Origin of the sequence: Streptomyces sp. FIT100, from assembly GCF_024584805.1 — a bacterium.
Classification (GTDB): Bacteria; Actinomycetota; Actinomycetes; order Streptomycetales; family Streptomycetaceae; genus Streptomyces.
The window spans coordinates 4,681,509-4,705,011 of the sequence record NZ_CP075715.1 but is presented as its reverse complement, the minus strand read 5'-3'; the positions used below and the strand labels follow the sequence as shown (position 1 = coordinate 4,705,011).

At 68.6% G+C, this 23,503-nt stretch carries 24 protein-coding genes, 2 tRNA genes and 1 pseudogene; 13 read left to right on the top strand and 14 right to left on the bottom strand.

Annotated elements, in window-relative coordinates:
• Positions 1 to 33: 33 nt before the first annotated feature.
• The 6 genes and pseudogenes from KK483_RS21325 to KK483_RS21300 form a co-directional block, all read right to left on the bottom strand.
• Positions 34 to 1,104, bottom strand: a pseudogene (locus tag KK483_RS21325) (UDP-N-acetylmuramate dehydrogenase); the annotation flags it as partial.
• Between the two features lie 45 nt (positions 1,105 to 1,149).
• Positions 1,150 to 1,578, bottom strand: coding sequence for a MaoC family dehydratase (locus KK483_RS21320; protein ID WP_242329273.1), 429 nt, complete (start codon positions 1,576 to 1,578; stop codon positions 1,150 to 1,152).
• A 5-nt stretch (positions 1,579 to 1,583) separates the two neighbouring features.
• Positions 1,584 to 2,036 carry a MaoC family dehydratase N-terminal domain-containing protein gene (locus KK483_RS21315; protein ID WP_262006808.1) on the bottom strand — a complete coding sequence of 151 codons (453 nt, stop codon included), beginning with the start codon at positions 2,034 to 2,036 and terminating at the stop codon, positions 1,584 to 1,586.
• 98 nt (positions 2,037 to 2,134) lie between these two features.
• On the bottom strand, positions 2,135 to 2,299 hold the full coding sequence (gene rpmG / locus KK483_RS21310) for a 50S ribosomal protein L33 (RefSeq protein ID WP_003948671.1): 165 nt from the start codon (positions 2,297 to 2,299) through the stop codon (positions 2,135 to 2,137).
• A gap of 87 nt (positions 2,300 to 2,386) precedes the next feature.
• Positions 2,387 to 2,459: transfer RNA gene (locus tag KK483_RS21305), tRNA-Met, on the bottom strand.
• 48 nt (positions 2,460 to 2,507) lie between these two features.
• A tRNA-Thr gene (locus KK483_RS21300) sits at positions 2,508 to 2,580 on the bottom strand.
• A gap of 252 nt (positions 2,581 to 2,832) precedes the next feature.
• Between KK483_RS21300 and KK483_RS21295 the strand changes: the two genes are divergently transcribed.
• The 3 genes from KK483_RS21295 (at position 2,833) to KK483_RS21285 (ending at position 6,810) form a co-directional block, all read left to right on the top strand.
• Positions 2,833 to 4,080 carry an amidohydrolase family protein gene (locus KK483_RS21295; RefSeq protein ID WP_262006807.1) on the top strand — a complete coding sequence of 416 codons (1,248 nt, stop codon included), beginning with the start codon at positions 2,833 to 2,835 and terminating at the stop codon, positions 4,078 to 4,080.
• A gap of 91 nt (positions 4,081 to 4,171) precedes the next feature.
• Positions 4,172 to 4,828, top strand: a complete 657-nt coding sequence (locus tag KK483_RS21290) for an SDR family oxidoreductase (RefSeq protein WP_262006806.1) — start codon at positions 4,172 to 4,174, stop codon at positions 4,826 to 4,828.
• Between the two features lie 203 nt (positions 4,829 to 5,031).
• A complete protein-coding gene (locus tag KK483_RS21285; protein ID WP_262006805.1) occupies positions 5,032 to 6,810 on the top strand; it encodes a hypothetical protein in 1,779 nt (592 codons plus the stop codon).
• Positions 6,811 to 6,969: 159 nt separating this feature from the next.
• On the opposite strand, the gene KK483_RS21280 is transcribed toward KK483_RS21285, so the two are convergent.
• Genes KK483_RS21280 through KK483_RS21270 form a run of 3 tightly spaced genes read right to left on the bottom strand, consistent with a single transcriptional unit; the run spans position 6,970 to position 9,774 of the window.
• Positions 6,970 to 8,238 (bottom strand): NAD(P)/FAD-dependent oxidoreductase, encoded by a 1,269-nt coding sequence (locus KK483_RS21280; protein WP_262006804.1) that lies wholly within the window; start codon positions 8,236 to 8,238, stop codon positions 6,970 to 6,972.
• The gene (locus tag KK483_RS21275) at positions 8,235 to 8,720 is read right to left on the bottom strand and encodes a GtrA family protein (RefSeq protein ID WP_262006803.1); all 486 of its coding nucleotides are present in this window, start codon (positions 8,718 to 8,720) and stop codon (positions 8,235 to 8,237) included. Before KK483_RS21275 ends, KK483_RS21280 begins: the two co-directional genes overlap by 4 nt.
• Entirely contained in the window at positions 8,710 to 9,774 is a 1,065-nt protein-coding gene (locus KK483_RS21270; protein ID WP_262006802.1) for a glycosyltransferase family 2 protein, read from the bottom strand. The genes KK483_RS21275 and KK483_RS21270 overlap by 11 nt, the downstream gene beginning before the upstream one ends.
• 978 nt (positions 9,775 to 10,752) lie before the next feature.
• Between KK483_RS21270 and KK483_RS21265 the strand changes: the two genes are divergently transcribed.
• Positions 10,753 to 10,914 carry a hypothetical protein gene (locus KK483_RS21265; RefSeq protein WP_262006801.1) on the top strand — a complete coding sequence of 54 codons (162 nt, stop codon included), beginning with the start codon at positions 10,753 to 10,755 and terminating at the stop codon, positions 10,912 to 10,914.
• A 552-nt stretch (positions 10,915 to 11,466) separates the two neighbouring features.
• On the opposite strand, the gene KK483_RS21260 is transcribed toward KK483_RS21265, so the two are convergent.
• The gene (locus KK483_RS21260; protein ID WP_262006800.1) at positions 11,467 to 11,676 is read right to left on the bottom strand and encodes a hypothetical protein; all 210 of its coding nucleotides are present in this window, start codon (positions 11,674 to 11,676) and stop codon (positions 11,467 to 11,469) included.
• A 51-nt stretch (positions 11,677 to 11,727) separates the two neighbouring features.
• Positions 11,728 to 12,144 (bottom strand): DUF1932 domain-containing protein, encoded by a 417-nt coding sequence (locus KK483_RS21255; RefSeq protein WP_262006799.1) that lies wholly within the window; start codon positions 12,142 to 12,144, stop codon positions 11,728 to 11,730.
• A gap of 1,126 nt (positions 12,145 to 13,270) precedes the next feature.
• On the opposite strand from KK483_RS21255, the gene KK483_RS21250 reads away from it, so the two are divergent.
• Positions 13,271 to 13,945 (top strand): hypothetical protein, encoded by a 675-nt coding sequence (locus KK483_RS21250; RefSeq protein WP_262006798.1) that lies wholly within the window; start codon positions 13,271 to 13,273, stop codon positions 13,943 to 13,945.
• 112 nt (positions 13,946 to 14,057) lie between these two features.
• Here the strand turns inward: KK483_RS21250 and KK483_RS21245 are convergent, their stop codons facing one another.
• Both KK483_RS21245 and KK483_RS21240 read right to left on the bottom strand, forming a co-directional pair.
• Positions 14,058 to 14,552 carry a PIN domain-containing protein gene (locus KK483_RS21245; protein WP_262006797.1) on the bottom strand — a complete coding sequence of 165 codons (495 nt, stop codon included), beginning with the start codon at positions 14,550 to 14,552 and terminating at the stop codon, positions 14,058 to 14,060.
• Positions 14,545 to 15,372 carry a hypothetical protein gene (locus KK483_RS21240; protein WP_262006796.1) on the bottom strand — a complete coding sequence of 276 codons (828 nt, stop codon included), beginning with the start codon at positions 15,370 to 15,372 and terminating at the stop codon, positions 14,545 to 14,547. Before KK483_RS21240 ends, KK483_RS21245 begins: the two co-directional genes overlap by 8 nt.
• A gap of 328 nt (positions 15,373 to 15,700) precedes the next feature.
• On the opposite strand from KK483_RS21240, the gene KK483_RS21235 reads away from it, so the two are divergent.
• A complete protein-coding gene (locus tag KK483_RS21235; protein WP_262006795.1) occupies positions 15,701 to 16,936 on the top strand; it encodes a helix-turn-helix domain-containing protein in 1,236 nt (411 codons plus the stop codon).
• Entirely contained in the window at positions 16,918 to 17,496 is a 579-nt protein-coding gene (locus KK483_RS21230) for a flavoprotein (RefSeq protein ID WP_262006794.1), read from the top strand. Before KK483_RS21235 ends, KK483_RS21230 begins: the two co-directional genes overlap by 19 nt.
• 216 nt (positions 17,497 to 17,712) lie before the next feature.
• Here KK483_RS21230 and KK483_RS21225 read toward each other — a convergent pair whose 3' ends face one another.
• Positions 17,713 to 18,099 carry a GntR family transcriptional regulator gene (locus tag KK483_RS21225; RefSeq protein ID WP_262006791.1) on the bottom strand — a complete coding sequence of 129 codons (387 nt, stop codon included), beginning with the start codon at positions 18,097 to 18,099 and terminating at the stop codon, positions 17,713 to 17,715.
• Positions 18,100 to 18,512: 413 nt separating this feature from the next.
• Here KK483_RS21225 and KK483_RS21220 point away from each other — a divergent pair, with 413 nt between their 5' ends.
• From KK483_RS21220 to KK483_RS21195, 6 genes are all read left to right on the top strand, one after another.
• Positions 18,513 to 18,806 (top strand): hypothetical protein, encoded by a 294-nt coding sequence (locus tag KK483_RS21220; protein ID WP_262006790.1) that lies wholly within the window; start codon positions 18,513 to 18,515, stop codon positions 18,804 to 18,806.
• Entirely contained in the window at positions 18,803 to 19,765 is a 963-nt protein-coding gene (locus KK483_RS21215; protein ID WP_262006789.1) for a DUF2637 domain-containing protein, read from the top strand. The genes KK483_RS21220 and KK483_RS21215 overlap by 4 nt, the downstream gene beginning before the upstream one ends.
• Positions 19,762 to 20,415 carry a GGDEF domain-containing protein gene (locus KK483_RS21210; protein ID WP_262006788.1) on the top strand — a complete coding sequence of 218 codons (654 nt, stop codon included), beginning with the start codon at positions 19,762 to 19,764 and terminating at the stop codon, positions 20,413 to 20,415. Before KK483_RS21215 ends, KK483_RS21210 begins: the two co-directional genes overlap by 4 nt.
• On the top strand, positions 20,415 to 20,801 hold the full coding sequence (locus KK483_RS21205; RefSeq protein ID WP_262006787.1) for an RRQRL motif-containing zinc-binding protein: 387 nt from the start codon (positions 20,415 to 20,417) through the stop codon (positions 20,799 to 20,801). The genes KK483_RS21210 and KK483_RS21205 overlap by 1 nt, the downstream gene beginning before the upstream one ends.
• Before the next feature lie 23 nt (positions 20,802 to 20,824).
• Positions 20,825 to 21,097: a hypothetical protein gene (locus KK483_RS21200; protein WP_262006786.1), complete on the top strand. Its 273-nt coding sequence runs from the start codon at positions 20,825 to 20,827 to the stop codon at positions 21,095 to 21,097.
• A gap of 111 nt (positions 21,098 to 21,208) precedes the next feature.
• On the top strand, positions 21,209 to 23,455 hold the full coding sequence (locus tag KK483_RS21195) for a cell division protein FtsK (protein ID WP_262006784.1): 2,247 nt from the start codon (positions 21,209 to 21,211) through the stop codon (positions 23,453 to 23,455).
• Positions 23,456 to 23,503 lie beyond the last annotated feature (48 nt).

Genomic DNA, 23,503 nt, shown 5'->3' with positions numbered 1-23,503 from the left:
GACCGCTGCTGCCGGCCTGCCGACCACCGCCGTTCAGAGGCTGACGCCGACCGTCACCGGCTCGTTGACGAGCGTGATGCCGAAGGCGTCGCGGACGCCCGCCACGACCTCGCGGGCGAGCGCCAGCAGGTCCTCGGTCGTGGCCGAGCCCCGGTTGGTCAGGGCCAGGGTGTGCTTGGTGGAGATACGGGCCGGACCCTCGCCGTATCCCTTGGTGAAGCCCGCCTTGTCGATGAGCCAGGCCGCGGAGGTCTTGGTGTGGCCGTCGCCCGCGGGGTACGCGGGCGGCGTGACGCCGTCGCCGAGGCGGTCGCGTACGCACGTGAGGAACGTCTCGTACTCGGCAGCCGTCAGGATCGGGTTGGTGAAGAACGACCCGGCCGACCAGGTGTCGTGGTCCTCGGGGTCCAGCACCATGCCCTTGCCCGCGCGCAGCTTCAGGACCGCCTCGCGCGCGGCCGCCGCGGGGACCCGGTCCCCGGCCTCGACGCCGAGGACGCGCGCGGTCTCGGGGTACTTGACCGGCGCCGACATGCCCCCCGCGTCCTCCAGCTCGAACCGGACACGCAGCACGACATAGCGGTCGGGCTCGGCCTTGAAGCGGCTGTAGCGGTACGAGAATCCGCACTCGGCGTTCGGGATGGTGACCGTCTCGCCGGCACGGCGGTCGTAGGCCACGACCTCGGTGAGGGTGCTGGACACCTCCTGGCCGTACGCCCCGACGTTCTGGATGGGCGTCGCGCCGGCCGAGCCGGGGATCCCGGCCAGGCATTCGAGCCCGGCGAGCCCCGCCCCCACGGTCCGTGCGACGGCGTCGGTCCAGACCTCGCCCGCTGCGAGCTCCAGCCGCGTGCCGTCCAGCGCGAAGCCGGTGGTCGCGATGCGCAGGGCGGTGCCGTCGAAGCCCTTGTCGCCGATGACCAGGTTACTCCCGCCGCCGATGAGCAGCAGCGGGGTGCCGGCCGCGTCGGCCTCACGGACAGCGGCGACCACCTCGTCGTCGGTGGCCGCCGTCACCAGCCGGGTGGCCGGGCCGCCGAGACGGAAGGTGGTCAGCGGGGCGAGCGGAGCGTCGTGGAGTTCGTGCACGGGCACAAGGGTACGGGCCGCCCGGGTCCGCCCCGCCGGACGGCCCGTGGGTCCCCGGGGTCAGGCGAGCCGTACGACCGCCCGCGACATCCCGAGCACCTTCTGCCCGGCCGACATCGCGGTCAGGTCGATCCGCACCTGGTGGTCGTCGAGCTTCGCGGCGACCTTGCCGCTGACCTCGACGACCGCGCCCTCGTCGTCGTTCGGCACGACGACGGGCTTGGTGAAGCGGACTCCGTACTCGACGACCGCACCGGGGTCGCCCAGCCAGTCGGTCACCACACGCGCCGCCTCGGCCATGGTGAACATGCCGTGCGCGATGACGTCCGGCAGGCCGACCTCCTTGGCGAACTTCTCGTTCCAGTGGATCGGGTTGAAGTCCCCGGAGGCGCCCGCGTACCGCACCAGCGTCGCGCGGGTCACCGGGAAGCTCTGCGCCGGCAGTTCGGTGCCGACCTCGACGTCCGCGTATGCGATCTTCGCCGCCATACCGGTCAGACCTCCTCGGCGCCGCGCGCCACGAGCTTCGTCCACGCGGTCACGACGTGCGCACCGGCCTCGTCGCGCACCTCACCGCGGATGTCCAGGATGTCGTTGCCCGCGAGGGACTTGATCGCCTCGATGGTCGAGACGACCGAGAGCCGGTCCCCCGCCCGCACCGGACGGGTGTACGAGAACTTCTGGTCGCCGTGCACCACGCGGCTGTAGTCCAGACCCAGTTGCGGATCGGCGATGACCTGTCCCGCGGCCTTGAACGTGATTGCGAACACAAAGGTCGGCGGGGCGATCACATCGGAGTGCCCGAGCTGCTTGGCAGCATCGGGATCGGTGTACGCGGGATTCTCGTCGCCCACCGCCTCCGCGAACTCCCTGATCTTCTCCCGGCCGACCTCGTACGGCGCGGTGGGCGGATAGGTCCGCCCGACGAAGGACTGGTCGAGCGCCATGGACTCGCTACCTCCTGGTTTTCTTGCCTTGCCGGTAACCCCGGCAGAAACGACACGAGGCCGCCCCCAAAGGGGGCGGCCTCGCGTTCGAGCCTGATTCAGCGCGTCTCGCGGTGCGCAGTGTGCGCGTTGCAGCGCGGGCAGTGCTTCTTCATCTCAAGACGGTCCGGGTTGTTGCGCCGGTTCTTCTTGGTGATGTAGTTCCGCTCCTTGCACTCCACGCAGGCCAGCGTGATCTTCGGGCGGACGTCGGTGGCAGCCACGTGAGTGCTCCTTGGACGGACGATGAACGGATGAACGCAAAAAGAGTAGCCGATCGAAGGACCGACCCCACAATCGGCTACTGTGTGTAGCGGTGACCGGACTTGAACCGGTGACACAGCGATTATGAGCCGCTTGCTCTACCGACTGAGCTACACCGCTGTGATGCCGGGATCACCTCGCCCGAAGGCGAGGATCTTCCAACACCAGAGCCCCAATACGGAATCGAACCGTAGACCTTCTCCTTACCATGGAGACGCTCTGCCGACTGAGCTATTGGGGCGAGCGATGAAGACATTACACGGTCCGCCGCCGATCGCCCAAATCCGTTTACGGGCCGCACTGCCCGCCTTCGGGGACGTACGCGCAGGGTGTGCGTCCGGGGCCGTCCCACCGGTCCCGTACGCCACTCGTGGTCACACCGGTACGACTATTGCGCTCCTTCTCGAAGCGCGGTGCGCGCGCCCCTAGGCTCGACTCACGCTGTGTGATCGTGACCGTCTCACCTGCACCGTCGTCCTGAGCGAGGAGCGCGATGCCCGACAGCCAGGCGCAACCGCCCGACGGCGCCACCGCCGACACCACCGCACTCCTGCTGTGCGGCGCCCGGCTCACCGACGGCCGCACGGTCGACGTACGGCTCAGCGGCGGCCGCATCGAGGCCGTCGGCACCGCCGGCAGCCTCAGCGAGACGGCCAAGGCGCACTCCCCGCGGGTGGATCTCCACGGCTTCCTGCTGCTCCCCGCCCCCGCCGAGCCGCACATCCACGGCGACACCGCCCTCACCGCGCCGGGCACCGACGGCCCGGTGTCGTACGCCGTCGAGGACGTCCAGCGACGCGCCACCGAGGCCGCGCTGCTCCAGCTCGGGCACGGCGCGACGGCGCTGCGCTCGCATGTGCGGATCGGGGACGTGCAGGGGCTCGGGCCACTGGAGGGCGTCCTCCAGGCCCGGCGTTCGCTGCGCGGGCTGGCCGAGCTGAGCACGGTCGCCATGCCGCGGCTGCTGACCGGCCTGGCCGGCGCCGACGGGCTGGCGATGCTGCACGACGCGGTGAAGATGGGCGCGACCGTGGCCGGCGGCTGCCCGGACCTGGACCCGGACCCTATGGGGTACACGGAGGCGGTGCTTCAGGCCGCCGCCGAGCACGGCTGCGCCGTCGACCTGCACACCGACGGCGACGACCCGGCGCGCCTCGCCCGCCTCGCCGCCATGGCGGGCGGCCTGCGCCCCGGCGTCTCGATCGGCCCGTGCACGGGCCTGGCCCGGCTCCCCGCCGAGGTCGCCTCCCGCGCGGCGGACCAGCTGGCGGCGGCCGGCGTCACCGTGGTCTGCCTCCCCCAGGGCGGCTGCGCGGGCACCCAGCTCCGCGGCGGCTCCCCGGTCCGCCTCCTGCGCGCCGCCGGCGTCCGCGTCGCCGCGGGCAGCGGCGCGATGCGCGACCTCGCCAATCCGGTCGGCCGCGCGGACCCCCTGGAGGCGGCCTTCCTCCTGGCCTCCCAGTCCGGACTGCGCTCCCCGGACGCCTACGACGCCGTCAGCGCCGCGGCGCGGCAGGCGATGGGCCTCCCCGAAGTGCGCGTCGAGGCGGGCTTCCCGGCCGAACTCCTCGCCGTGCGCGGGGAGGACCTGACGAGCGTGCTCTCCCTCGCCTACAGCCGCATCGTGGTCCACCGGGGCCGCGTGGTCGCCCGGACGAGCGCGGTCCGCGAGTACTGCGACTCGGCGGCGGCCTTCGCCCTCGAACTCCCCCGCCAGGGAAGGCCGGACGGGGGGACGTGAGGCGGGACGGAGACCCCGGGCCGGGGCGGGCGGGAGGGGCCCGCGCCGAAGCCGCGAGCGGTGGGCGCGGGAGCGGCGTACGGTCGTGAGCATGCGCATTGTCATCGCTGGAGGACACGGTCAGATCGCGCTGCGCCTGGAGCTGCTGCTCTCCACGGGCGGGCACGAGGTCGCGGGCGTCATCCGCAATCCGGAGCAGGCCGACGCCCTGCGCGCGGCCGGGGCGGAGCCGGTCGTGCTGGACCTGGAGTCGGCCTCGGTGGAGCAGGTGGCGGAGGTGATGTCCGGCGCCGACGCCGCCGTCTTCGCGGCGGGCGCGGGTCCCGGCAGCGGCGTCGCCCGCAAGGACACGGTGGACCGCGCCGCGGCGGAGCTGTTCGCGGACGCGGCCCAACGGGCGGGCGTACGCCGGTACATCGTCGTCTCGTCCATGGGCGCCGACCCGGAGCACAAGGGCGACGACGTCTTCGACGCCTACCTGCGGGCGAAGGGCGCGGCGGACGCGTACGTGCGCGCGCAGAGCGGCCTGGAGTGGACGATCCTGCGCCCCGGGATGCTGACGAACGACGCGGGGACCGGTCTCGTGCGCCTGGAGGCGCACACCGGCCGCGGCCCGGTGCCGCGCGACGACGTCGCGGCGGTCCTGGCGGAGCTGCTGGAGACGCCGGCGACGGCCGGTCTGACCCTGGAGCTGATCAGCGGGACGGTGCCGGTGGTGGTCGCGGTCAAGGACATCGCGGGCAACTGAGCCCTCGGCCCGCGCACTCCTCTTCGCCGGATCCTTCGCTCTTCTCCGAGTCCCTCGCTCTTCTCCGGATCCCTCGCGATTCGCCGGGTCCCTCGCCCCTCAATCGCCACCCAAGCAAATTCCAGATGAAGAACTGGCGACCCGGTCGAATCCCCGTCCACCGCCCCGTAATTCCGCCCGAATACGGTGCTAGGTTCGCGGACGTGACCGATATATCCACCTCAACTCCGCCTGCGATCCAGCGCAGACAGAGCCCGCGCAGACCGGCCTCCCGCCCGCTGCGCTTCACCTCCCCCGCGGGGTGGACCACCGCCATCACCACCGCCGCGCTGCTGATCTACACCACGCTCACGGCGGGTGTCTTTCTCGATATCCGCTATGTACTGGCGGCTATGCGGACGACCGGAGAAGGCGGCATCTCCCCCTCGGAGATATTCGCCCACCGCCCCCTTTTCTACCGCTGGGTCCTCGCCGCTCTGGACTTCGTCACCGGCGGCGCAACCGGCAGCGCGCCGATTGCGGTGAGCGAGGGCCTCATGCGGCTCGTCGGCATCGTCCTGGCCGCGGCGGCCGGACTTCTGCTGCACCGGGCCCTGCGCCGGCGGATGCCCGAGCGGGACGCGGCCCTCACCGCGGGCCTGGCCGCCCTGACGCTCGCCTTCGCGCCCGTCATCGACTACCTGCAGCCGGAGTGGTTCGCGATCGTCCTCGCGATGGGAGCCCTCGCCGCCGCACTCGGCATCCGCAGCCGCTGGCAGGCCGCCGCTCTCGCCTCGCTCCCGCTCGGCCTCGCCGTGCTGATGAAGTACTCCACCGCGGGCACCGCGGCGATGGCGCTGCTGATCGTCTTCGCCGTGGACCGCGTACGGGCCCTGCTGCTCGCCGCCGCAACCGCCGTCGCCACCGGTCTGCTGTTCGCGTTCAGCGCCTGGGCCGGCTCGCGCGAACTCCAGTGGCTGCGCGACATGCCGTACATCAACGCGCACGCGTTCGGCAGCGAACCCGTCGTCGCCTCCGATCTGCTCCAGCGGACCGCCGACTATCTGGGCGACCGGATCACGGTCACACCGGTTCTCGCGCTGCTGCCGGGCGCGCTGCTGCTGTTCGCGACGACCCTCTCGTCCCGCCGCCGGCGCATCGAGGCCACGCTGGTCACCGTGCTCCTCGTCGCCGGCGGCCTGTCCGTCGTGGTCTACCAGGGCAACTGGTTTGCGTACCACGGGGAGAACCTTCCCGTCGTGGCCGCGGCGCTGACCGGTCTCGCGATCGGCCGCTGGTACGGCAGGCACGGCCGGCCCCCGCTGTGCCTGACCGTGCTCGCCTTCCTGCTCGGGGTGCTGACGCCGCTGCTCGCGTTCGTACGGACCGACGTGGACACGGCGGTGCTCGCCTGGCTCGCGTCCGCCGCCTCCCTCGTCGCCGCGCTCGTCGACGTCCTGCGTGCCCGCGCCCGTGTCTCCCGTGTCGCGCCCCGCCCGCGCCGGCGTGGTGCCCCCGTGGCCCTGACCACCCTCGCGCTCGCCGTGTGCCTGGCCGCGACCGTCTGGCCCACCTCCGGGGTCCGGGTGATCCTCGGGACCGTCGTCACCACGAACGCCGAACTCAAGCAGCAGTCGCAGTCGGCCGAGGCCGCCGCCGAGCAGGTCAGGGCCGAACTGCCCGACGGGGCAGAGGTGCTCTACCTGTCCTTCGGCCAGCAGGCGTACTACATCGGCCACCCGACCGCCTGCCGTTACCCCTTCCCCACCTTCCTGAACGTGCCCAAGCAGCTCACCAAGGCGGCCTCGCTCACGTCCACCAGGGAGAACGTGCGCTGTGTCACCCAGGAGCACCCGGCCGCGTACGCCGTCTACCACCCCAGCTGGATGTCGCTCGGCGTGATCAACCCCCGTATCGCCGCCGCGATCCGGAACACGTACGAGTGCCCCAAGCCGACGCAGGGCCAGCAGCTCGTGGTGTGCCCCCTGCGCCACCCGCACTGACCCGCGCGCGGCGTCACGGCGCACGGCATACGAAGGCCCCGGCGGGCTTGCGCACCGCCGGGGCCTTCGTCGTGGCCGGGGCCGAAGGCCGGAGACCAGAGGTCCAGTGACCGGTGACCGGTGGAGCCAGTGGCCGGTGGAGCCAGTGGCCGGGGAAGGTCAGGCCGCCCCGGCGATCCTCGCCGCCTTGTGCCCGAGCTCCACCGAGTAGCTCTGCCCCCGGTCCTGGGGGTAGATCTGCGCCATCGTCGCCAGCGTCACCCGGCTGAGGTGGGTGTCGTGGCCGGGGATCAGCGCCTTGTACTCGGGCGTGACCACGGGCTGCGCGAACGGCGCCCGCGAGAAGTGCCAGTCCTGGATCCAGGAGCGGTCGAACTCCGGGTTGAGCTTCTTGAGCCACGGCAGATACCGCTCCAGCAGCTCGCCCGGCTCGGTGGTGAAGCGCCAGTCGTCCCGCTCGACGTAGTTGCCCACGTAGAGGATGTGGCGGCCGCCGTACTGCGCCCGGTCGACCATCTTCGTGTGCTCGACGACGGCGAGGAAGGGGAAGTCCGGCTCGTTGATGTTGAGCCAGTAGTACGGGATGGCGCTGCGGTCCAGCTCAAGGACGAAGCAGGTGGCGCCCAGGTACTGGTTGCGCCACACCGCGTCGTCGGCCGGCGCGTCGGCCGCCTTCGCGAAGGCGGGCTGCGGAGTGGTGACGATCAGCCGGTCGAAGGTGTACGAGGCGCCGTCGGCGGTGTTCACCGTGACCGGGCCGTCGTCGCCGTCCTGGCGGATCGTCTCCATCCGCTTGCCGAACTCGACCTTGCCGCCGCGCTCGGCGATCCGGTCGCGCAGCGCCGCGTACACCCGCTCGAACCCGCCGTCCAGGTAGCCCAGTTCGAAGGTGCGGCAGTGGACTCTCGCCCACAGCCAGGCCATCGACACCTGGTCGGCGCGGTCGCCGAACTTGCCGCGCAGCAGCGGCTCCCAGACGGCCTCGGTGGCGCGCCGCCCCGCCCACTTGTTCAACCAGCTCAGCGCGGTGCGGTCGTTGAAGCGCTCGCCGTCGCGTACCACCTTCAGCCACGCCGACGACAGACCGAAGCGGATGCCGGCCGGCAGCCCGTACAGCGGGGAGCCCAGCATCTCCAGCGGGGTGCTGAAGGGGTGCATCCGCCCGTTGCGGAACACCCCGGTCGTGGTCTTGTGGAAGCGCAGGTCACCGCCGAGACCCAGCTCCTCTATGAGCTCGATCATCTGGCGGTCGCTGCGGAAGATGTGGTGGTAGTAGCGCTCCAGCGGCACTCCCCCGACGGGGATCGACGCGGCGAGCCCGCCGAGCTCGTCGGCGGCCTCCAGGACGGTGACCGCGTGGCCCTGCTTGACCGCGTCGTACGCGGCGGTCAGGCCGGTTGCTCCCGCGCCGATGACGCCGAGATTCATGCGAAACTCCACTTTCTGTTGAGCACGAACTGGAAGACCAGCACCACCGGCAGCGAGCCGGCCTTCACCAGGTTCGGATCGATGCCGAGCCCGCGGGAGAACACCGCGAGCAGCACGAAGGTCAGGGCGATGCCGGTCAGGCCGACGGCGTAGAAGCGCAGGTAGCGCACCAGCAGACGGTCGCGCTTGCTGAACGTGAACAGGGCGTTGAGGACGAAGTTGTTGGTGATGCCGAGGCTGGTGGAGAGGATGTTGGCCACCTGCTCGTGCAGCCCGATCACGTTGTAGAGCAGCAGGAACGCGCCCATGTCCAGCAGAACGCCGCTGCCGCCGACGAGCGCGTAGGTGATCAGCTGACGGACGTCGCGTGCGCGTGTGTCGTCGCCCGCGGGGGCCTCGGTGCGCACCGCGCCGTCGGCCACCGCTGCCGCACCGTCGGCCGAGGGCCCGTCCTCGGCCGTCACCGTACTGTCAGTCGTCATCGCCGGTGCCGTTGCCGTTGCCGGCGGTCCTGCTGGCGGTCCCGTCGTCGCCCGCCGCCCCGTCGTGGTCATGCGCGATGACCTGTCGCACGGTGTACAGAGGCCGGCCCTGCACCTCGCTGTACGTACGCCCGATGTAGCTGCCCAGCACACCGAGCGAGAGCATCTGCACACCGCCCAGGAACAGCACGACCACCATCAGCATCGTCCAGCCGGAGACCGTGATCTCGGGCCGCAGCACCTTCATGGCGAGTGCGTAGCAGATGCCGAGGAGCGACAGCGCGAGCACGGCGAAGCCCAGCTTGGTGATCATCTGGAGGGGCGCGGTGGAGAACCCGGTCAGCCCGTCGATCGCCAGCCGCGCCATCTTGCGCAGCGGGTACTTCGTCTCGCCGGCGAACCGCTCGTCCCGGTCGAAGTGCACCTCGCTCTGGCGGAAGCCCATCGAGGCGACCATGCCGCGCACGAACCGGCTGCGCTCACGGAAACGCCGCAGCTCATCGGCGGCGCGGCGGTCCATGAGCCGGAAGTCGCCGGTGTCCAGCGGGATGTCCACATCGGTGGAGGACCGCAGCAGCCGGTAGTAGGCGTGCGCGGTGGCCCGCTTGAAGAGCGTGTCCTGCCGGGTACGCCGCCGGGCATGCACGATCTCCGCGCCGTCCCGCCAGGCGTCGATCAGCTCAAGGCTGACCTTCGGCGGGTCCTGGAGGTCGGTGTCCATGACGATGACGGCGTCGCCGCGGGCCTCGTCGATACCGGCCGTGATGGCCATCTGGTGTCCGAAGTTGCGCGCGAAGTCGACGATCCGGACGCGCCGGTCGTTCTTCGCGATGTCCTCCAGGATGGCCAGGGTGCCATCGGCGGACCCGTCGTTCACGTACACCAACTCATAGGTGAACTCGGGGCGTTCACCCAACGCTGCCACGAGCTCGTCGTGGAAGTGGCGAATCCCGTCCTGTTCGTTGAAGACGGGCAGTACATACGAGACGAGCGCGGCGCCACCACGCTGACGGGGCACGTGGGACTCGCGCACCCGGCTGGAGATTTCTGGCATTCTGTGAACGTAGGGTCGCGATGTGAACGGGTCGCGAACACCCAATGAGCGGCGCGATGCCACGAATCGACGTGCGGGGCCCGTCGCGTACCGCGGCCGTCAGCCCCTGCGGCCGCGCCCTGGCGGGATCTCGACGAGGCCACCCGGCTCCGGCAGCCAAGCCGCCACCGGTGCCGGAAAGCGACCGTGCTCGTCCCACCACAGGACCATCGCCCCACCCGGCACCAGCTCGATCCCGGTGCCCCCGAACGCGTACCACTACCGGCAGAACCGCGGCTCGGCGACCAATTGCCAGGCGGGATCCGAGGCAGCCGGGACGAGGGCCTCTTTGATGACCTCGCCCAGCCAACCGGGTCGCCCAGCCGGTGCGCCGCCTTGGCCTGGGATGCCTTCCGGAAGAGCCGGCCCACCAGAAGGATGTGGAAGCGCGTGTAGGGGCGCTCGTGGTGCCGGTGCGGGTGGCCCTCCACACCCGCTCGGTGGCTTGCACTCCCAGCTCCATAGACGTGGACCACGGGACGACGGCAAGGAGCTCCGGCGTACACGAAACGGCCCCTGATCTGCGTTTCCGCAGATCACGGGCCGTTTTCATCGCGTGGCGGCGCCGGGATTCGAACCTGGGCAGGCTAAGTTGCCGGATTTACGGCCTTCTGCCATTCAGGCCTCGGCACCCCCGTTGACCTGCGGTGTAAGCGGTTAACGCCATCAGGCCGCGCGGCCGTCCACATGTGGTCCAGATCTTGCTCTCAGGGCTTCGAAACGACAGCTGCTGAGCTCCGTCCCACGAAGCCACGGGCCATCCTCAGGATCGGACTCGCGAGCCTGCCGGCCGACGCCCATGCTGGGTAATAGGGCGCCCCTGGCTTCAGGAACTGGTCGTCCTCAAGTGGGGACCGGACCGGGGGCACCGGAGTGGAGTGACCCATGTGCATACGACGACTGATCGGCCTCACTCTTGCCACTGCAACGCTCGCCGGCATGAGCGCCATTGGCGCTGCCGCCGCCCAAGCAGTGACGTTCCCGACCATCACCACCATCACCGCCGAAGAATGCACAGCACAGGGCGGAGCGGTTAAGACCATCCCATACGGCGGCACTGTGTGCTCGCTCCCCGACGGAAGTACGGTCAAGATCACCTGACGGTGCGTTTCCTCTCAACCGCAACTGCGGGCGATGCTGCCGCACGGCTGGCGATCGACGTCTCGGTCGACACGATGCCCTCTCATCCTGGATGAGCTTCCGGAGGCCGTGCATTCAATTCCCGCAGATGCGTCGAAACCTATGGCTTCCCTTGCGATGACGTGGCATGCGTCGCGCGACGAAGTGAGTAGCGGAAGTCGCCTTCGGCTACTGAATTGGGCCGTTCGGGGTGTCACCACAGGTCAGCGGTTCAGCCGGACAGTCGGACGGCTGGGACACCAGTCGCCGCGCAGACTCGGGACCGCGCCCTGTCGCGCAGCACGGCTGCCCAGTGCCTGGACCTCGCCCCACAGCGGCGTAAGCCCCTCGACGGCCCGGAAGACGAGCCTGCGGCGAGGGCATGGCTACTGCCACTGCGACAACTCCCACGTCTGCGGCTGCGATTGCCCTGATTAGCGTGCCCGACGGGTCGACACAGTCCCTGCGACTGTCCTGGCTACGCTCGCGCGGGGAGCGCCCCGCGGCGGGTGACTGCGGGGCGCTTTGTGCGGTTCAGTCGATCTTCTCCCCGTTGTACGTACCGCCCTTGCAGGTGTTGTCCGTCAGATCGGCCGTTCCGCCGCCCTGCTCGCACTGAGAAGGGCTGACGTAGGACGGGGCGCCCTGTGCGGTGGCGGCGGTGGCAGTGGCGGCGCCCGTGAGGCCGAGTCCGGCGAGGGCTGCCGTGGCAGCAACGGCGGCGAAGATTCGTCGAATGCGCATTTGGTTCCCCTTTCACGGATTACTCGGTTGGGGGTACTAATCAGCTTATCTTCACCCATGTGGGCACGTCCTGTTGCGCCTTTCGGGTGACGGTGAGGGGCCATGCAGCAGATCGAGCACCTGGGAGATGTCCTGGTCTGAGCCCTTGAGGCTGCCCCACCGGCTCATGACCGCGGCTGACGCGACGGCCAGATCGGAAGGCAGTCCGGCCTCTTCGAGGGCGAACGCTACTTCTCTCATCTCCGGACCCCAGCGCCACGAACGCGCGGCCGCCTTCGGACGGCCCTGTGCGATGTCGGCCAGCTCGTCCTCCACACCATAGGAACAGGCCAGTTCGTACGAGACAGTTGCAAGGACGCGGCTCGCTTTCTGGTAGCTGCGGTACGACAGCTTGAGAGCCGATGCTCGCCCGACGCCGCCGGGCAGGAGGTGAGCCTGAACGGCGCTTCCGTCGAAGAGTCGTGCCACGGGAGACAGCGCCGGTGACGGTCCTGAGAGATAGAGCCGCGTGCTCTCGAGGCCGATGAGGGCGAACCGATAACGGAGCCGTCGACCACCGTTGCCCCGGGTGCCGGCATGATGGCGCTGATGTTGGCCATCGTGGCGGGAGAGACCGCGCTTGCCGTCCTCGGCGACGGCCGCACCACAAGACCTCTGCTCCGCTGAGCCTTGCCTGAGCAGCAACAGCCCCGCCCATGCTGCTCGGATGCAGGATGCCGAGGGTGGTCATCCGACCGGCTCCCTGATGCTCCGGGGCTCGGCCGTCTTCCGTTCCTTCACCACGTCGTTGATGTCGCGGGCCGACTCAGCGGAGCTGAGCTGATCGGTCCGGATGGTCAGCGTCCACGGCGACCGAGAACCCGCTCCCCGCTGTCCGTTGGAAGGCCCCGGAGAAGATGGAGGAGGAAGTAGCCCCCGAGGCCGTCCCGAACCCTGAACAGGTCACCGCTCTCTTTGCGGCCGTACGGAAGCGGGGTTGCCCGCGGGCAGCACCTGGAAGCGTTCTTCGGTGCATCTACTACTCCGCCGCCCGCCCCGGTGAGCTGGTCGGGCGCCGGCTCAGGGATTGCGACCTCCCGCGCCAGGGCTGGAGCCTCATCCGACTCCGGGAGAGCCGGGCCCGCTCCGGCTCGCTCCTCCCCCTGAAGGGTGGTGATGAGGCAGCCAACGCCAAGACCAGGGCGGCACAGCCACGCCCTCATCGCAGATGCAGCAAAATGGCCCTTGATCCGCGTTTCCGCAGATCAAGGGCCATTTCATCGCGTGGCGGCGCCAGGATTCGAACCTGGGTAGGCTAAGCCGACGGATTTACAGACTTCTGGCGTTCACGCATTAGCACCCTCGTTGACCTGCGGCGGAGCCTGACGAGTACGAGACGGGGGCGTCCGCCGTCCACCCCTCGTCCACAGCCGCCTCACGGCACCTCGATGAGGAGTCGCCTCCGGCGACACGACTTCCCAACGTCGGCTTCGCCCACGACTGCTGAAACATGGTGAGGTTCGCGATTCAACCACCCAATGTTTCAGCCTGCCTGTACGTGCACAAGAGTCGCTACAGCACTGTCGAGTGACGCGACCGTGGAAGGGCTGTGGGCATGGATTCGGATCATGAAGAAACGCGAACGTTATGGAGGAGAGCAGCTGCGACCTTCCAGCCACTCGCCGGCGAGCCCACCCCGTTCGACGAAACCCAAGACTGGGGTAGCGGGCATGCCTACGGTGAGCAAGTCCCACTTTCGGGCTTCCCGGATGAGTCGAGCCTCATGGTTGGAGTGCTTGGACGTCTGGAGCCCTGGTTCCATGTGCGGCGAGAGGTCCCTGGCAAGCACCCGACGGGCGCTCCGTGCCGCATAGACGCGATACTCACCCCGAAGGACGCCCACTGCTGGAAGAACCCAGCTATCTCCCTCGGCGTCGAGTTCAAGGCCTGGTACTCCTACGTCGCGCATGCCGACCGGAGGGACACGACGGGCTGGGTCGCACAAGCCATTGACTATGCACACGTCGACTGGCAGGGATTCGACAGAATCCCCGTGTTCATGTGCCCCGATCCGTTCAAACGGCATCGATCCTTCGGTGCGTCACTACCGCCTGTCGCCACGTTCGTCGATGGCCTGCTTGGCAAGTACAACGTCGGCTACCTGGCGCTCTTCAGAGGCGTTGGACTCGCGATGTTGATGCAAGGCCAGCACATGATCTGGTCAGAGCGCTACGGGGTCTCGACGGGTAGAAGGTGGTCTTTGCGCCCCAAGGTCGGGCACCGGAGCTGACACCGGACAGCCCGGACAGCGACGCTTGGAGCTGTCCGGGCTGTTCTCGCAGGTCACCGGCTCAACCGGACAGTCGGACAGCCGGACGCGAGTGGCAGCCAGGCCGAGTATTTCAGGACGACTCCCGTGCCGCCTCTTGGTCAACAGCTATGTCATCGGTGGTTGGGTTCCAGAGAACGGTGGGCTGGACGACTTTGGTTCGCGCCCCCACCGTCGTCCCATAGGGGAATTGGCTATCGCGCGAGATGAAGTAGTCGGCATCTCTGCGTATTGCAGTCGCCAGATGAGCCGCATCCGCACCGAGGAGGCGGTGACGCTCAGAGACCTGCCTGGCCTCCCGTGCGGTTATGTGATCGACTTCCACCCACTCAACATCGAGTGAATCCAGATACTGATTTACAAGCTTGTCGCGGGCCGTCCGGAAGTCGCTTTCATCAGATCGCTTCTGTCCGTTCAGCTCGACAAGCAGCAAGGTTGAAGCGACCAATCGAATATCGCCACGGTGCGCAGCCATCAGAACTTTCAGAGAGTCTGGCCACAGCGCCGCCTCACGGCGGATGACGTTGATGAATATGCACGAATCCACGTATACCAATGGCTCAACCACGCCTCACCCGCCTGATGTATTCCTCGGTACTAAGCCCTTCGGTGAAATCTGGGTCTACACCCAGCAATTCCCATGGACTCAGGGCGTTTCCCCGATCCGGGGCATTTTCGATAGTGTCTAGCACGAGCGAGACAGGCTGCCCTAGGATGTTTCGTTTGAGTAGACCCTCTGCCAGCACCCGCTCCCCCCAAGCCTCTCGAAGGAGAGAGGATTGATCCTCTCTTGCTTCGACCCTCACTCCATGCTTGGACCCATCGACTCGCAAGAATGCCCTTGGGGAGCGACCCGTTCGATGCTCTAGCACTTCGAGCACTCCCGTGACGCTAGAGAACGATTTCTTCACGGGCTCAATCGCGCGCGCAGCATTAATGGTTGTTGCCTGATCGACAACTGCCGCTTCCGTCGGGATACGCATGCTGGCTACCGAAACCCGATCAACATCTCCAGAACGTACATGCTTTCCGATTTGCTCAACTCTATGAACTGTCGCATCGGTAAAGTAGGCAGGAATCTCAGCCACCCTCGAAAGGGATCGCACACCGCTTACGAGACCCTCAGTTGGAACACTGAGCGTGGAAATGGCCCGCTTATTTGGAATCACTTTGGGCACGAGGAGGATGCGAACGTCTTGCCGCATGCTCATATCCTTAATCGCCCATTGCATGCGAGGGGTCCGAGCGGGAATGGCGATGCGGTCAACTTCTTCTAGAGACTTCCGGACCTCGGAAAGAATGCTTGTGTACGCTTGCAGGTCGAGTCTTTGATGGCTTGGGGTGATGCGGACCTCAAGGGCCGCGCCTCCGATATCGGTGATCGTCATCCTGCCCCCTCTCCCGCTCGTCCTGCCGCTTTACGTCCGTTTGTTCCCTTTGGTCCGTGGTGAAGCTACAGGCTATCGGGTGTTCGCAGATCAGCCCATCGTTTCGAAGCGACTTTCCTGAGCCTCAGCGACGTAGGCGCTGGGTGTCTGAGGCTTATTCGTGATCACAGCTCGGTGCGTACGGCGAACGACCTGGCCATCTCCTTCCGCCAGGGATGGACTGCCCGGGTCTCGAACGGCTGACGCTCGGACCTTGTTCCTCGTGGGGACCTCATGTCACCACCTCGCTACCTTGATATCTGCCCCTCACCGCCTGGAGGCAACACTCATGCGTGGTCTTGGAGACCATCTCAGCATTGGCGAGCGGATCGCCTTCTGTCGGAAGCGCCGCGGATACACGCAAGAGGTACTGGCCGGGTTGGTCGGCCGCAGTACTGACTGGCTGGCGAAGGCGGAAACCGGCAGGCGCAAGCCGCCGCGGATTGACATGCTTGCGGAGCTTGCCCGCATCCTGCGAGTCCCGCTCGGGGACCTGGTCGGTCAGTCCATGCTCGTGGAAGACGAGAAGCAGCAGGACGACGTGCCGGCTGTGCGCGACGCGCTCATGAGTCCGCGTCGTCTTTCCCGTCTTCTGTTTGGGCCGGAGGCGGATGCTCAGCTCCCCACACCTGCTCCGGTCGCTGTGCGCGTCGAGAAGGCGTGGAACGACTACCAGGGCGGTCGGCTCGGCAGCGTGATCGCTGCGCTCCCCGCACTTCTCCAGACTGCGCAAGAGCTGGAGGATCGAGCGGCGCGGCGCGAGGAGGATCGTCGCGATTGCTGGGCAGTGTCGGCCCGCACTCATCACCTTGCGGCGACGACGCTAGCGAAGATCGGGGAGTCCGATATCTCATGGCTCGCGGCAGAGCGCGCCATGCAAGCGGCAGACGCCTCCGATGACCCCTTGGTGTTGGCATCCGCCGCACGTTCCGGAACTCATGCTCTTCTCGCCAACGGCCGCTATGAGGCAGCAATGGAGCTGGGCGAGGCCACAGCGCGCTGGTTGGCTCCTCAGGTAGAGGAGAGCGACCCGTCCGCGCTGAGCCTGCTCGGCATGATTCACCTGCGGGCTGCCGTCGCCGCGGCACGACACCAGGACCGCCCGACTGCTGCCGGACTTCTGAGCCGCGCCGAAGCGCTCGCGGATGATCTCGGCTCAGATGAGAACTACTGGCAGACCGGCTTCGGGCCCACGAACGTACTGCTGCACCGACTATCCATCGAGCTGGACCTCGACAACGTGGCCTACGTGGTGGAGAACGGTCGGATCAACGTGGACCATATGCCGCAGGAGCGCAGCGTCTCGCATCGGATCGACTTCGCCCGCGCGCTCTCGCTCGCGGGTCACGGTGACGAGGCCTTCGCGGAGCTGCGGAAGGCCGAGCGTACGTCGCCACAGCTCGTACGAAACAATCCCAGAGTGCGCGAGACGTTGCGGGACCTGACCAAGCAGTCACCAGTGACCGCCGGCGCTCGCTCTTCCGAGGTGTTCGTGATGGCGCAACGATGCAGGGCGGTGCAGTGAGTACGGGGAAGCGCGGGGTTCTCGGAGTCGTGGGTTCGGCGGCCGGCGGAGTGGAGGCGCTTCGTACAGGGTTGGTCGAACCTGCGATCGCTCGCGGCTGGCAGGTAGCCGTCACGCTGACGCCTACCGCAGGGAATTGGCTCCGGATGAGCGGGGAACTGGCTCGGTTGGAAGCTCTGACGGGACTCCCGGTACGGGATGAGCCGCGGCTCCCTGGGGACGACCGGCCGCACCCGCCCGTCGACTGCTACGTGGTCGCCCCCGCGAGCGCCAACATGGTCGCCAAGCTCGCGACGGGAATCCAGGACAATCAGGCGCTGACGCAGGTCAGTGAAGCCCTTGGCACGCTCGGACTCCCTGTAGTCGTCTTCCCGCGGGTGAATGCGGCCCACGCACGGCACCCTGCCTGGAATCGCCATCTTGAAGCACTACGTGAAGCTCAAGTTCAGCTTGTCTACGGGCCGCACGTGTGGCCTCTGTACGAACCGCGAGAAGCTCCGTCCGGGCGCCCACTCCCGTGGGCAGCTGTACTGAATGCCGCCGAGAATGCCGTGATGTGACACCAAGTCAACACCTCTGAACTGCAACAACGATGGACCCGGACACTCTGTCCGGGTCCATCGTCGCTTCCGCGCCCAAGCTGTCTCACATGGCAGAGACGTTCGAACAGCCCAGCAACAGCACGGGACTTACTCCCGCTCAGTGCGCCCTGCTCAGAGCGAGTCTCGGCAAGGCGCGCGCGGAGGCAAATCGGCTGATTCGGCAGGCCGAGGACATCACTGAGCGGGTGCTGACCCGTCGGAATCCACAATCTGCTCGAGTCGTTCAAGGCGGTCCGCAAGTTGACGGATCGTCTCGTGCATAGCAGCGACCTCCGTGGCGAGCGAGATGAATGCCGACCCTCCGCGCTGCCCGTCATCGAGGGGCCGCGAGGGGTCAGCCACGAACGTGCCGCGCCCCTGCTGGGAGAACACGAGCCCTTCCTCGCTGAGCTCGCGATAGGCGTTCTGCACCTTGACCAGGGTCACTCCATACCTCTTGGCCAGGTCACGGGCGGCCGGCAGTTGGTCTCCGGGACCAAGACCTCCGATCAGGAGTTCTTGGCGGATGTCCGCAGCGATGTCCTTGGCCGTGGGGCGCGGGGTACCGGGGCTCGTCTCCATGGGTTCGAGCGTAACCGGCCTAGGTCAATTTAGTTCTCCGCACTCCCCCTTGACGGCTCGGATTGACCTGGGTAACTTCCTCACTCAAGGATTGACCTAAGTCAATCTGGATCAACCCTCAGTACTCGCCTGCATCGGCGAAGCGAAGAGGACCGCAGTACCCGCGCCCGGAGGGCCCGTGAAACGGGCTCGAAGGAAGCGTCCGTTCCTTGAAAACTCAACAGCGTGCCGAATGAGGCCGCCGCCTCCTCCGAAAAGGCGGCCAGCGCGGTGAGGTCCGCGCAGCCCTGATGGTCGTAGGCCGGGTTCGACTCCTGGTCGGGGCACGCACGACACCGCCGCGGCGGCGGGACTCCCCAGCAAGGTCGCCTGCCGCCGCGGCTCTCCCTGCCACTCGACTTCAGGAGTGATCGATGCGTACGTACATCGGCGGCCATCAGGCGGTCTCCGCCAACGACTTCGTGGAATTGGCCCTTGGGACCCCGCTGGAGCTGTGGCTCGGGGTCGAAGGCGAGACGGACGAAGAGCGCGCGGCCCGCCTGGACGCGGCCCGCGACATCCTCGCCGACAACCCGACCCTGCCGGACGACGTTTCCCGGATCGCCGCGGAGGCGATCGAGACCTACGCGCCGGAGCTGTTCAACGTCGTCCCGTTGGTCCGGCCGGCGGTCCGGCGGACGCGGTCCCGGAAGGGAACTGCGGCATGACGACCATGCAGACCGTCGAGCGGCCGGCGGTGCCGCCGCTGACCCGCCCGGAGATGGGCCTGGCCGGGGTCGGCGCGTTCGCCGCTGCCGGGGTCGGCGCGCTGGGCCTGGTGTCGTCGTTCGATGCCGTCTCGGCCGCCGCTGCGGAGTGGGGGTTCACCTCGCCGTGGATGCTGCCGGTCGGCATCGACGTGGCGATCCCGGTGTTCACCGTGGCCAACCTGCTGCTGATCCGGATGGACATGGCGTTGACCTGGGTGCGATTCGTGCCCTGGGCGCTCACCTTGGTGACCTGCGGACTGAACGTCGCCGCCGGACACGGCATGTGGGCGAAGGTGGCCCACGGCACGATGCCGCTGCTGTGGGTGGTGTTCTCCGAGATCGGCGCCCACATCTACGCCGTACGGATCGGGGCTGCGACCGGCCGGCGGATGGACAAGATCCGTTTCGCTCGGTGGCTGCTCGCCTTCCCCTCCACCTTCTCCCTGTGGCGGCGGATGACGCTGTGGGAGATCACCTCTTACACCGAGGCACTGGCGCGGGAGAAGGAGCGGCAGCTTGCCCGGGCGGAGCTGCGCGAGGTGTATGGGCGCCGGTGGCGCAAGCACACCCCGCACCGCACCCGCGTGCTGCTCAAGCTCGGGGATCTCGCCCCGGCCGCGGTCGACGTCGACCCCGCCCCCGAGCCCCAGCCCGAGGCGCCGAAGGGCGAGGCGCCCAAGCCGCGTGGCCGGAGCCGGGGCCGGAAGCCGAGCCCGAAGGCGTCCCGTACGGCGGCGGAGCTGCTGACCGCAGCGCGGGAAGTCACCGCCGGATGGTCGGATGCTGAGATCAACGCCGAGAAGATCCGCACTGCGCTGCACTGCTCGGCAGCCAACTCCCGCACCGTGCGCGATGCACTGCTCGCCGAGCGGGCCGGTGGCCGGCGCCCCGTCGAGTTGGAGGGGGCGGCGGCATGAGCAGCACCCTGTTAACCGCACTCGTTGCTGCTGGGCCGCTGGCGGCCGGATGGGCTGTGCACGCCCGGCTTCTGCGTCGTCGCCTGCGCACCGCCCGCCGCGACCCGCTCACTGGTCTGTGGACCCGGGACGGCTTCACCCGCCGCGCAACCGTCCTGCTGCGCGATCCGCGGGCGGTGGTGGTCCTCGCGGACGTGGACCGCTTCAAGCACATCAATGACAGCCACGGCCACGCCGCCGGGGACGCGCTCCTGAAGGCGACCGCGGCCCGGCTCGCCCACTACGTCGGCGCCGATGGCGTCGTGGGACGGCTCGGGGGCGATGAGTTCGCCGCGGTCATCCTCGACACCCGCGGCACCGTAGGCGATCTGCTCGCCGTACTCCACGGCGTGCTCGCCCGACCCGTCGACGGACAGCCCCCGGCGGTACGCACCACGGTCTCTTTGGGCTGGGTGCGGGCCGAGGACTTCCCCGGCGAGGACCTCTCCAGCCTGTTGGGGCGGGCGGATGAGGCGATGTACGCGGCGAAGCAGGGCCGCGCCGGCGTCCGCCGCGCGGGGCTCGGCAGGCTGTTCGCCACGGTCACCGGCCGCCGCTCCGGTCGCCGCGGCGCCCGCACCGCCCCGCCACTGGTGGGGAGGGCCGCCTGATGTCGCCCACGTACGGCCGGTGCTACGACCCGACCGGTGCCCGCTACGGCATCCCCACCTACCCGTGGCGCCTCGCACCGGAGGGCTACGCCACCCGCCGTCAGCTCCGCGCCCGCGGGCTGCGGCCCGGCGGACAACCGGTCGCCGCGCAGCTCATGCGCCGCTCGCCCCGCCGCAAGTCCGGGGTCATGGTCGCCCACCTCTACCGGGTCGACCTGGCGAAGCCGGTGCGGCCGATGACGTCGCGCAAGTGGGGTGCGCTCGCCCTGGCGATGCTCGCCCGCCGCACCTGCCCGGCCTGCCGGCGCGATGCCGGATACGTCATTCCGCCCACGCTCGGCACCTGCGTTACCTGCGCCTACCCCGAGGAACAGCGCGCCGCCTGAAACCGACTCTTGAGGAGCACAGCATGCGTCCCGTCCTTCTGCACACCCTGATGCGCCGTACTGACGACACCCGCACGGTGGCCTACCGCCCGGAGCGGCTGAGGGTCGACACCGCCCGCCAGATCATCCGTCGGGCCCGCCGCAGCGCCGCGGTCGTCCGCGTCTTCGAGACGACGGACCGCGACGGCAACAACGTCCACGTCGCGCACGTCCAGTTCGGCCGCGACCGGTGGCGCGACGTCGACTCCGTCACCGACATCTACGAGATCCCCACCAAGGCCCTCACGGACCTCTGAACCTGACCGGTCCGAGGGCACTGCCCGACACACCTCAGAGGGCCCGGACGCCTGCCGACGAAAGCGCCGTCCGGGCCCACCCCTAACCCCGTTCCCAGGGAGGAACGTTCAGTGAATCACGACGATGAGAACGAACTGTTCAACCGGCTCGAAGCCGACATGGCCGCCGACTCCGGGCCCGACTCGGGCGCGGATGTGGTCGACCTGAGCAAGGCGCGGTCGGCCCGCCACGGGTCGGGCGACTCGTACACCGACCCGATCGCCGACCCGTCGGCCGACTCGATCCCGGAACCGTCGGGCGACCCAACGAAGGTGGTGATGGTCGACCAGCCGACTCCGACGGCTGCCGGTCCGGGGTATCTGGGTCGGCTGATGGGTGCCCGCCGCAGGGATGTCATCCCGGTGTGGCTGCGGTCGATGGCGGAGCTGAAGACTGCCGCGTCCTGGGTGGCGCGGCACTACGCGCACGCGGCCGGGTATCACGCGCTGCGCGCACCGGTCTACGCCGCCCGCTTGACCCTTCAGGCCCCGACCGGTGCCGCCCGGGTCGTCGGCGGGACGATGCGGTGGGTCGCCGACCGCGAGGGAGAGCCAGTCCGGCTCGCCGCCGTGCGGCGGGAGGATGCGGCCGACTACCTGAAGCTGTCCCGGCAGCGCGACGGACGCGTCCGACTCCGCACCCTGATCACGGTGCTGGCCATGTTCGTCGGGCTCGGGGCTGCGCTTGCCATCTACGTGCTCGCCCCGGGTTGGCTTCAGGCCCTCTCAGTGTCAGCGCTGGTGATGGCACTGGGGTTCAAGGGCCGGCAGGCGGATGCGCCGGTGATTCACCGGGCGGTGGAGCTGCCGAAGGCGATGAAGCTGACCAGTGACATCGTGCTGCGCGCCCTCGGGGCCCTGGGCATTCCGGCGATCAATCAGGCCCAGTCCAAGGGGAAGGAGGGGTTTGAATTCACCGCCCCGATCACCCGGGACGGGCCGGGCTGGCGTGCGGAGGGCAACCTCCCCTACGGCGTGACGGTCACCGACATCATCGAGCGCCGTGACCGCCTCGCCTCTGGATTGCGCCGCCCGCTGGGCTGTGTGTGGCCCGAAGCGGTGCCGGATGAGCACACCGGCCATCTGGTGCTGTGGGTCGGCGATCAGGACATGAACAAGGCCAAGCAGCCCGCATGGCCGCTGCTCAAGGCAGGCAGCGTGGACTTGTTCAAGCCGGTCGACTTCTCCACCGACCAGCGCGGACGGTGGGTGGGCCTGACGTTCATGTACATCGCCGGCATCATCGGCGCGATCCCGCGCATGGGCAAGACGTTCCTGCTGCGCCTGTTCGCCCTGATCGCCGCGCTCGACCCACGAGCGGAGCTGCACACCTACGACCTCAAGGGCACCGGCGACCTCGACCCGGTCGGCGAAGCGGTCTCCCACCGCCACCGGGCCGGTGAAGAGGACGAGGACATCGAGTACGCCATCGCCGACATGCGGGAAATCCGCGAGGAACTGCGCCGCCGCGCGAAGGTGATCCGCTCCCTGCCCCGGGACATCTGCCCGGAGTCCAAGGTGACCAGCGAACTCGCCTCCAAGCCGAGCCTTGGCCTGCACCCGATCGTGATCTGCGTGGACGAGTGCCAGGTGTGGTTCGAGCACCACGAGTACGGCAAGGAGTTCGAGGCGATCTGCACCGACCTGGTCAAGCGCGGCCCCGCCACCGGCATCGTGCTCCTGCTCGCCACCCAGCGGCCGGACGCGAAGTCGCTGCCCACCGGCATCAGCGCCAACGCCGGTGTGCGGCTGTGCATGAAGGTCATGGACCACACCGCCAACGACATGGTGCTGGGCACCGGCGCCCACAAGCGCGGCGTGCGCGCGACCATGTTCGCCTGGGCCGACAAGGGCATTGCCTACTTCGTCGGCGACGGCTCCGATGCCCGGATTATCCGCAGCGTCTACGTGGACGCCCCGACCGCCGAACGCATCGCACTGCGCGCCCGCAGGACACGCGAAGCGGCCGGCACCCTCTCCGGCCACGCGCTCGGGGAGGTCTTCGAACCGGTCGACGCCACCACATCGACGCTGCTGGCGGACGTTCTCGCGGTCATCCCCGAGAAGGAAGCCAAGGTGTGGAACGAAACAGTCGTCGAACGGCTCGCGGAGCTGCGGCCCGAAACCTACGGCGAGTGGGCGCAGATGTCGGGTGAGGAGCAGACCGCGCACCTGACCGCCGTGCTCAAGCCCTACGGCATCCCGGTCGGGCAGGTCGGGCGCCGCATCGACGGCAAGTTCGTCAACAAGCGCGGCATCAAGCGTGCCGACATCGCTGCTGCGGTAGCGGAACGTAACCAGAATCGGGACGCGGGCTGACTACCCGGGGGCGCTATCGATAGCGGGACGCCCTGCTATCGATAGCAG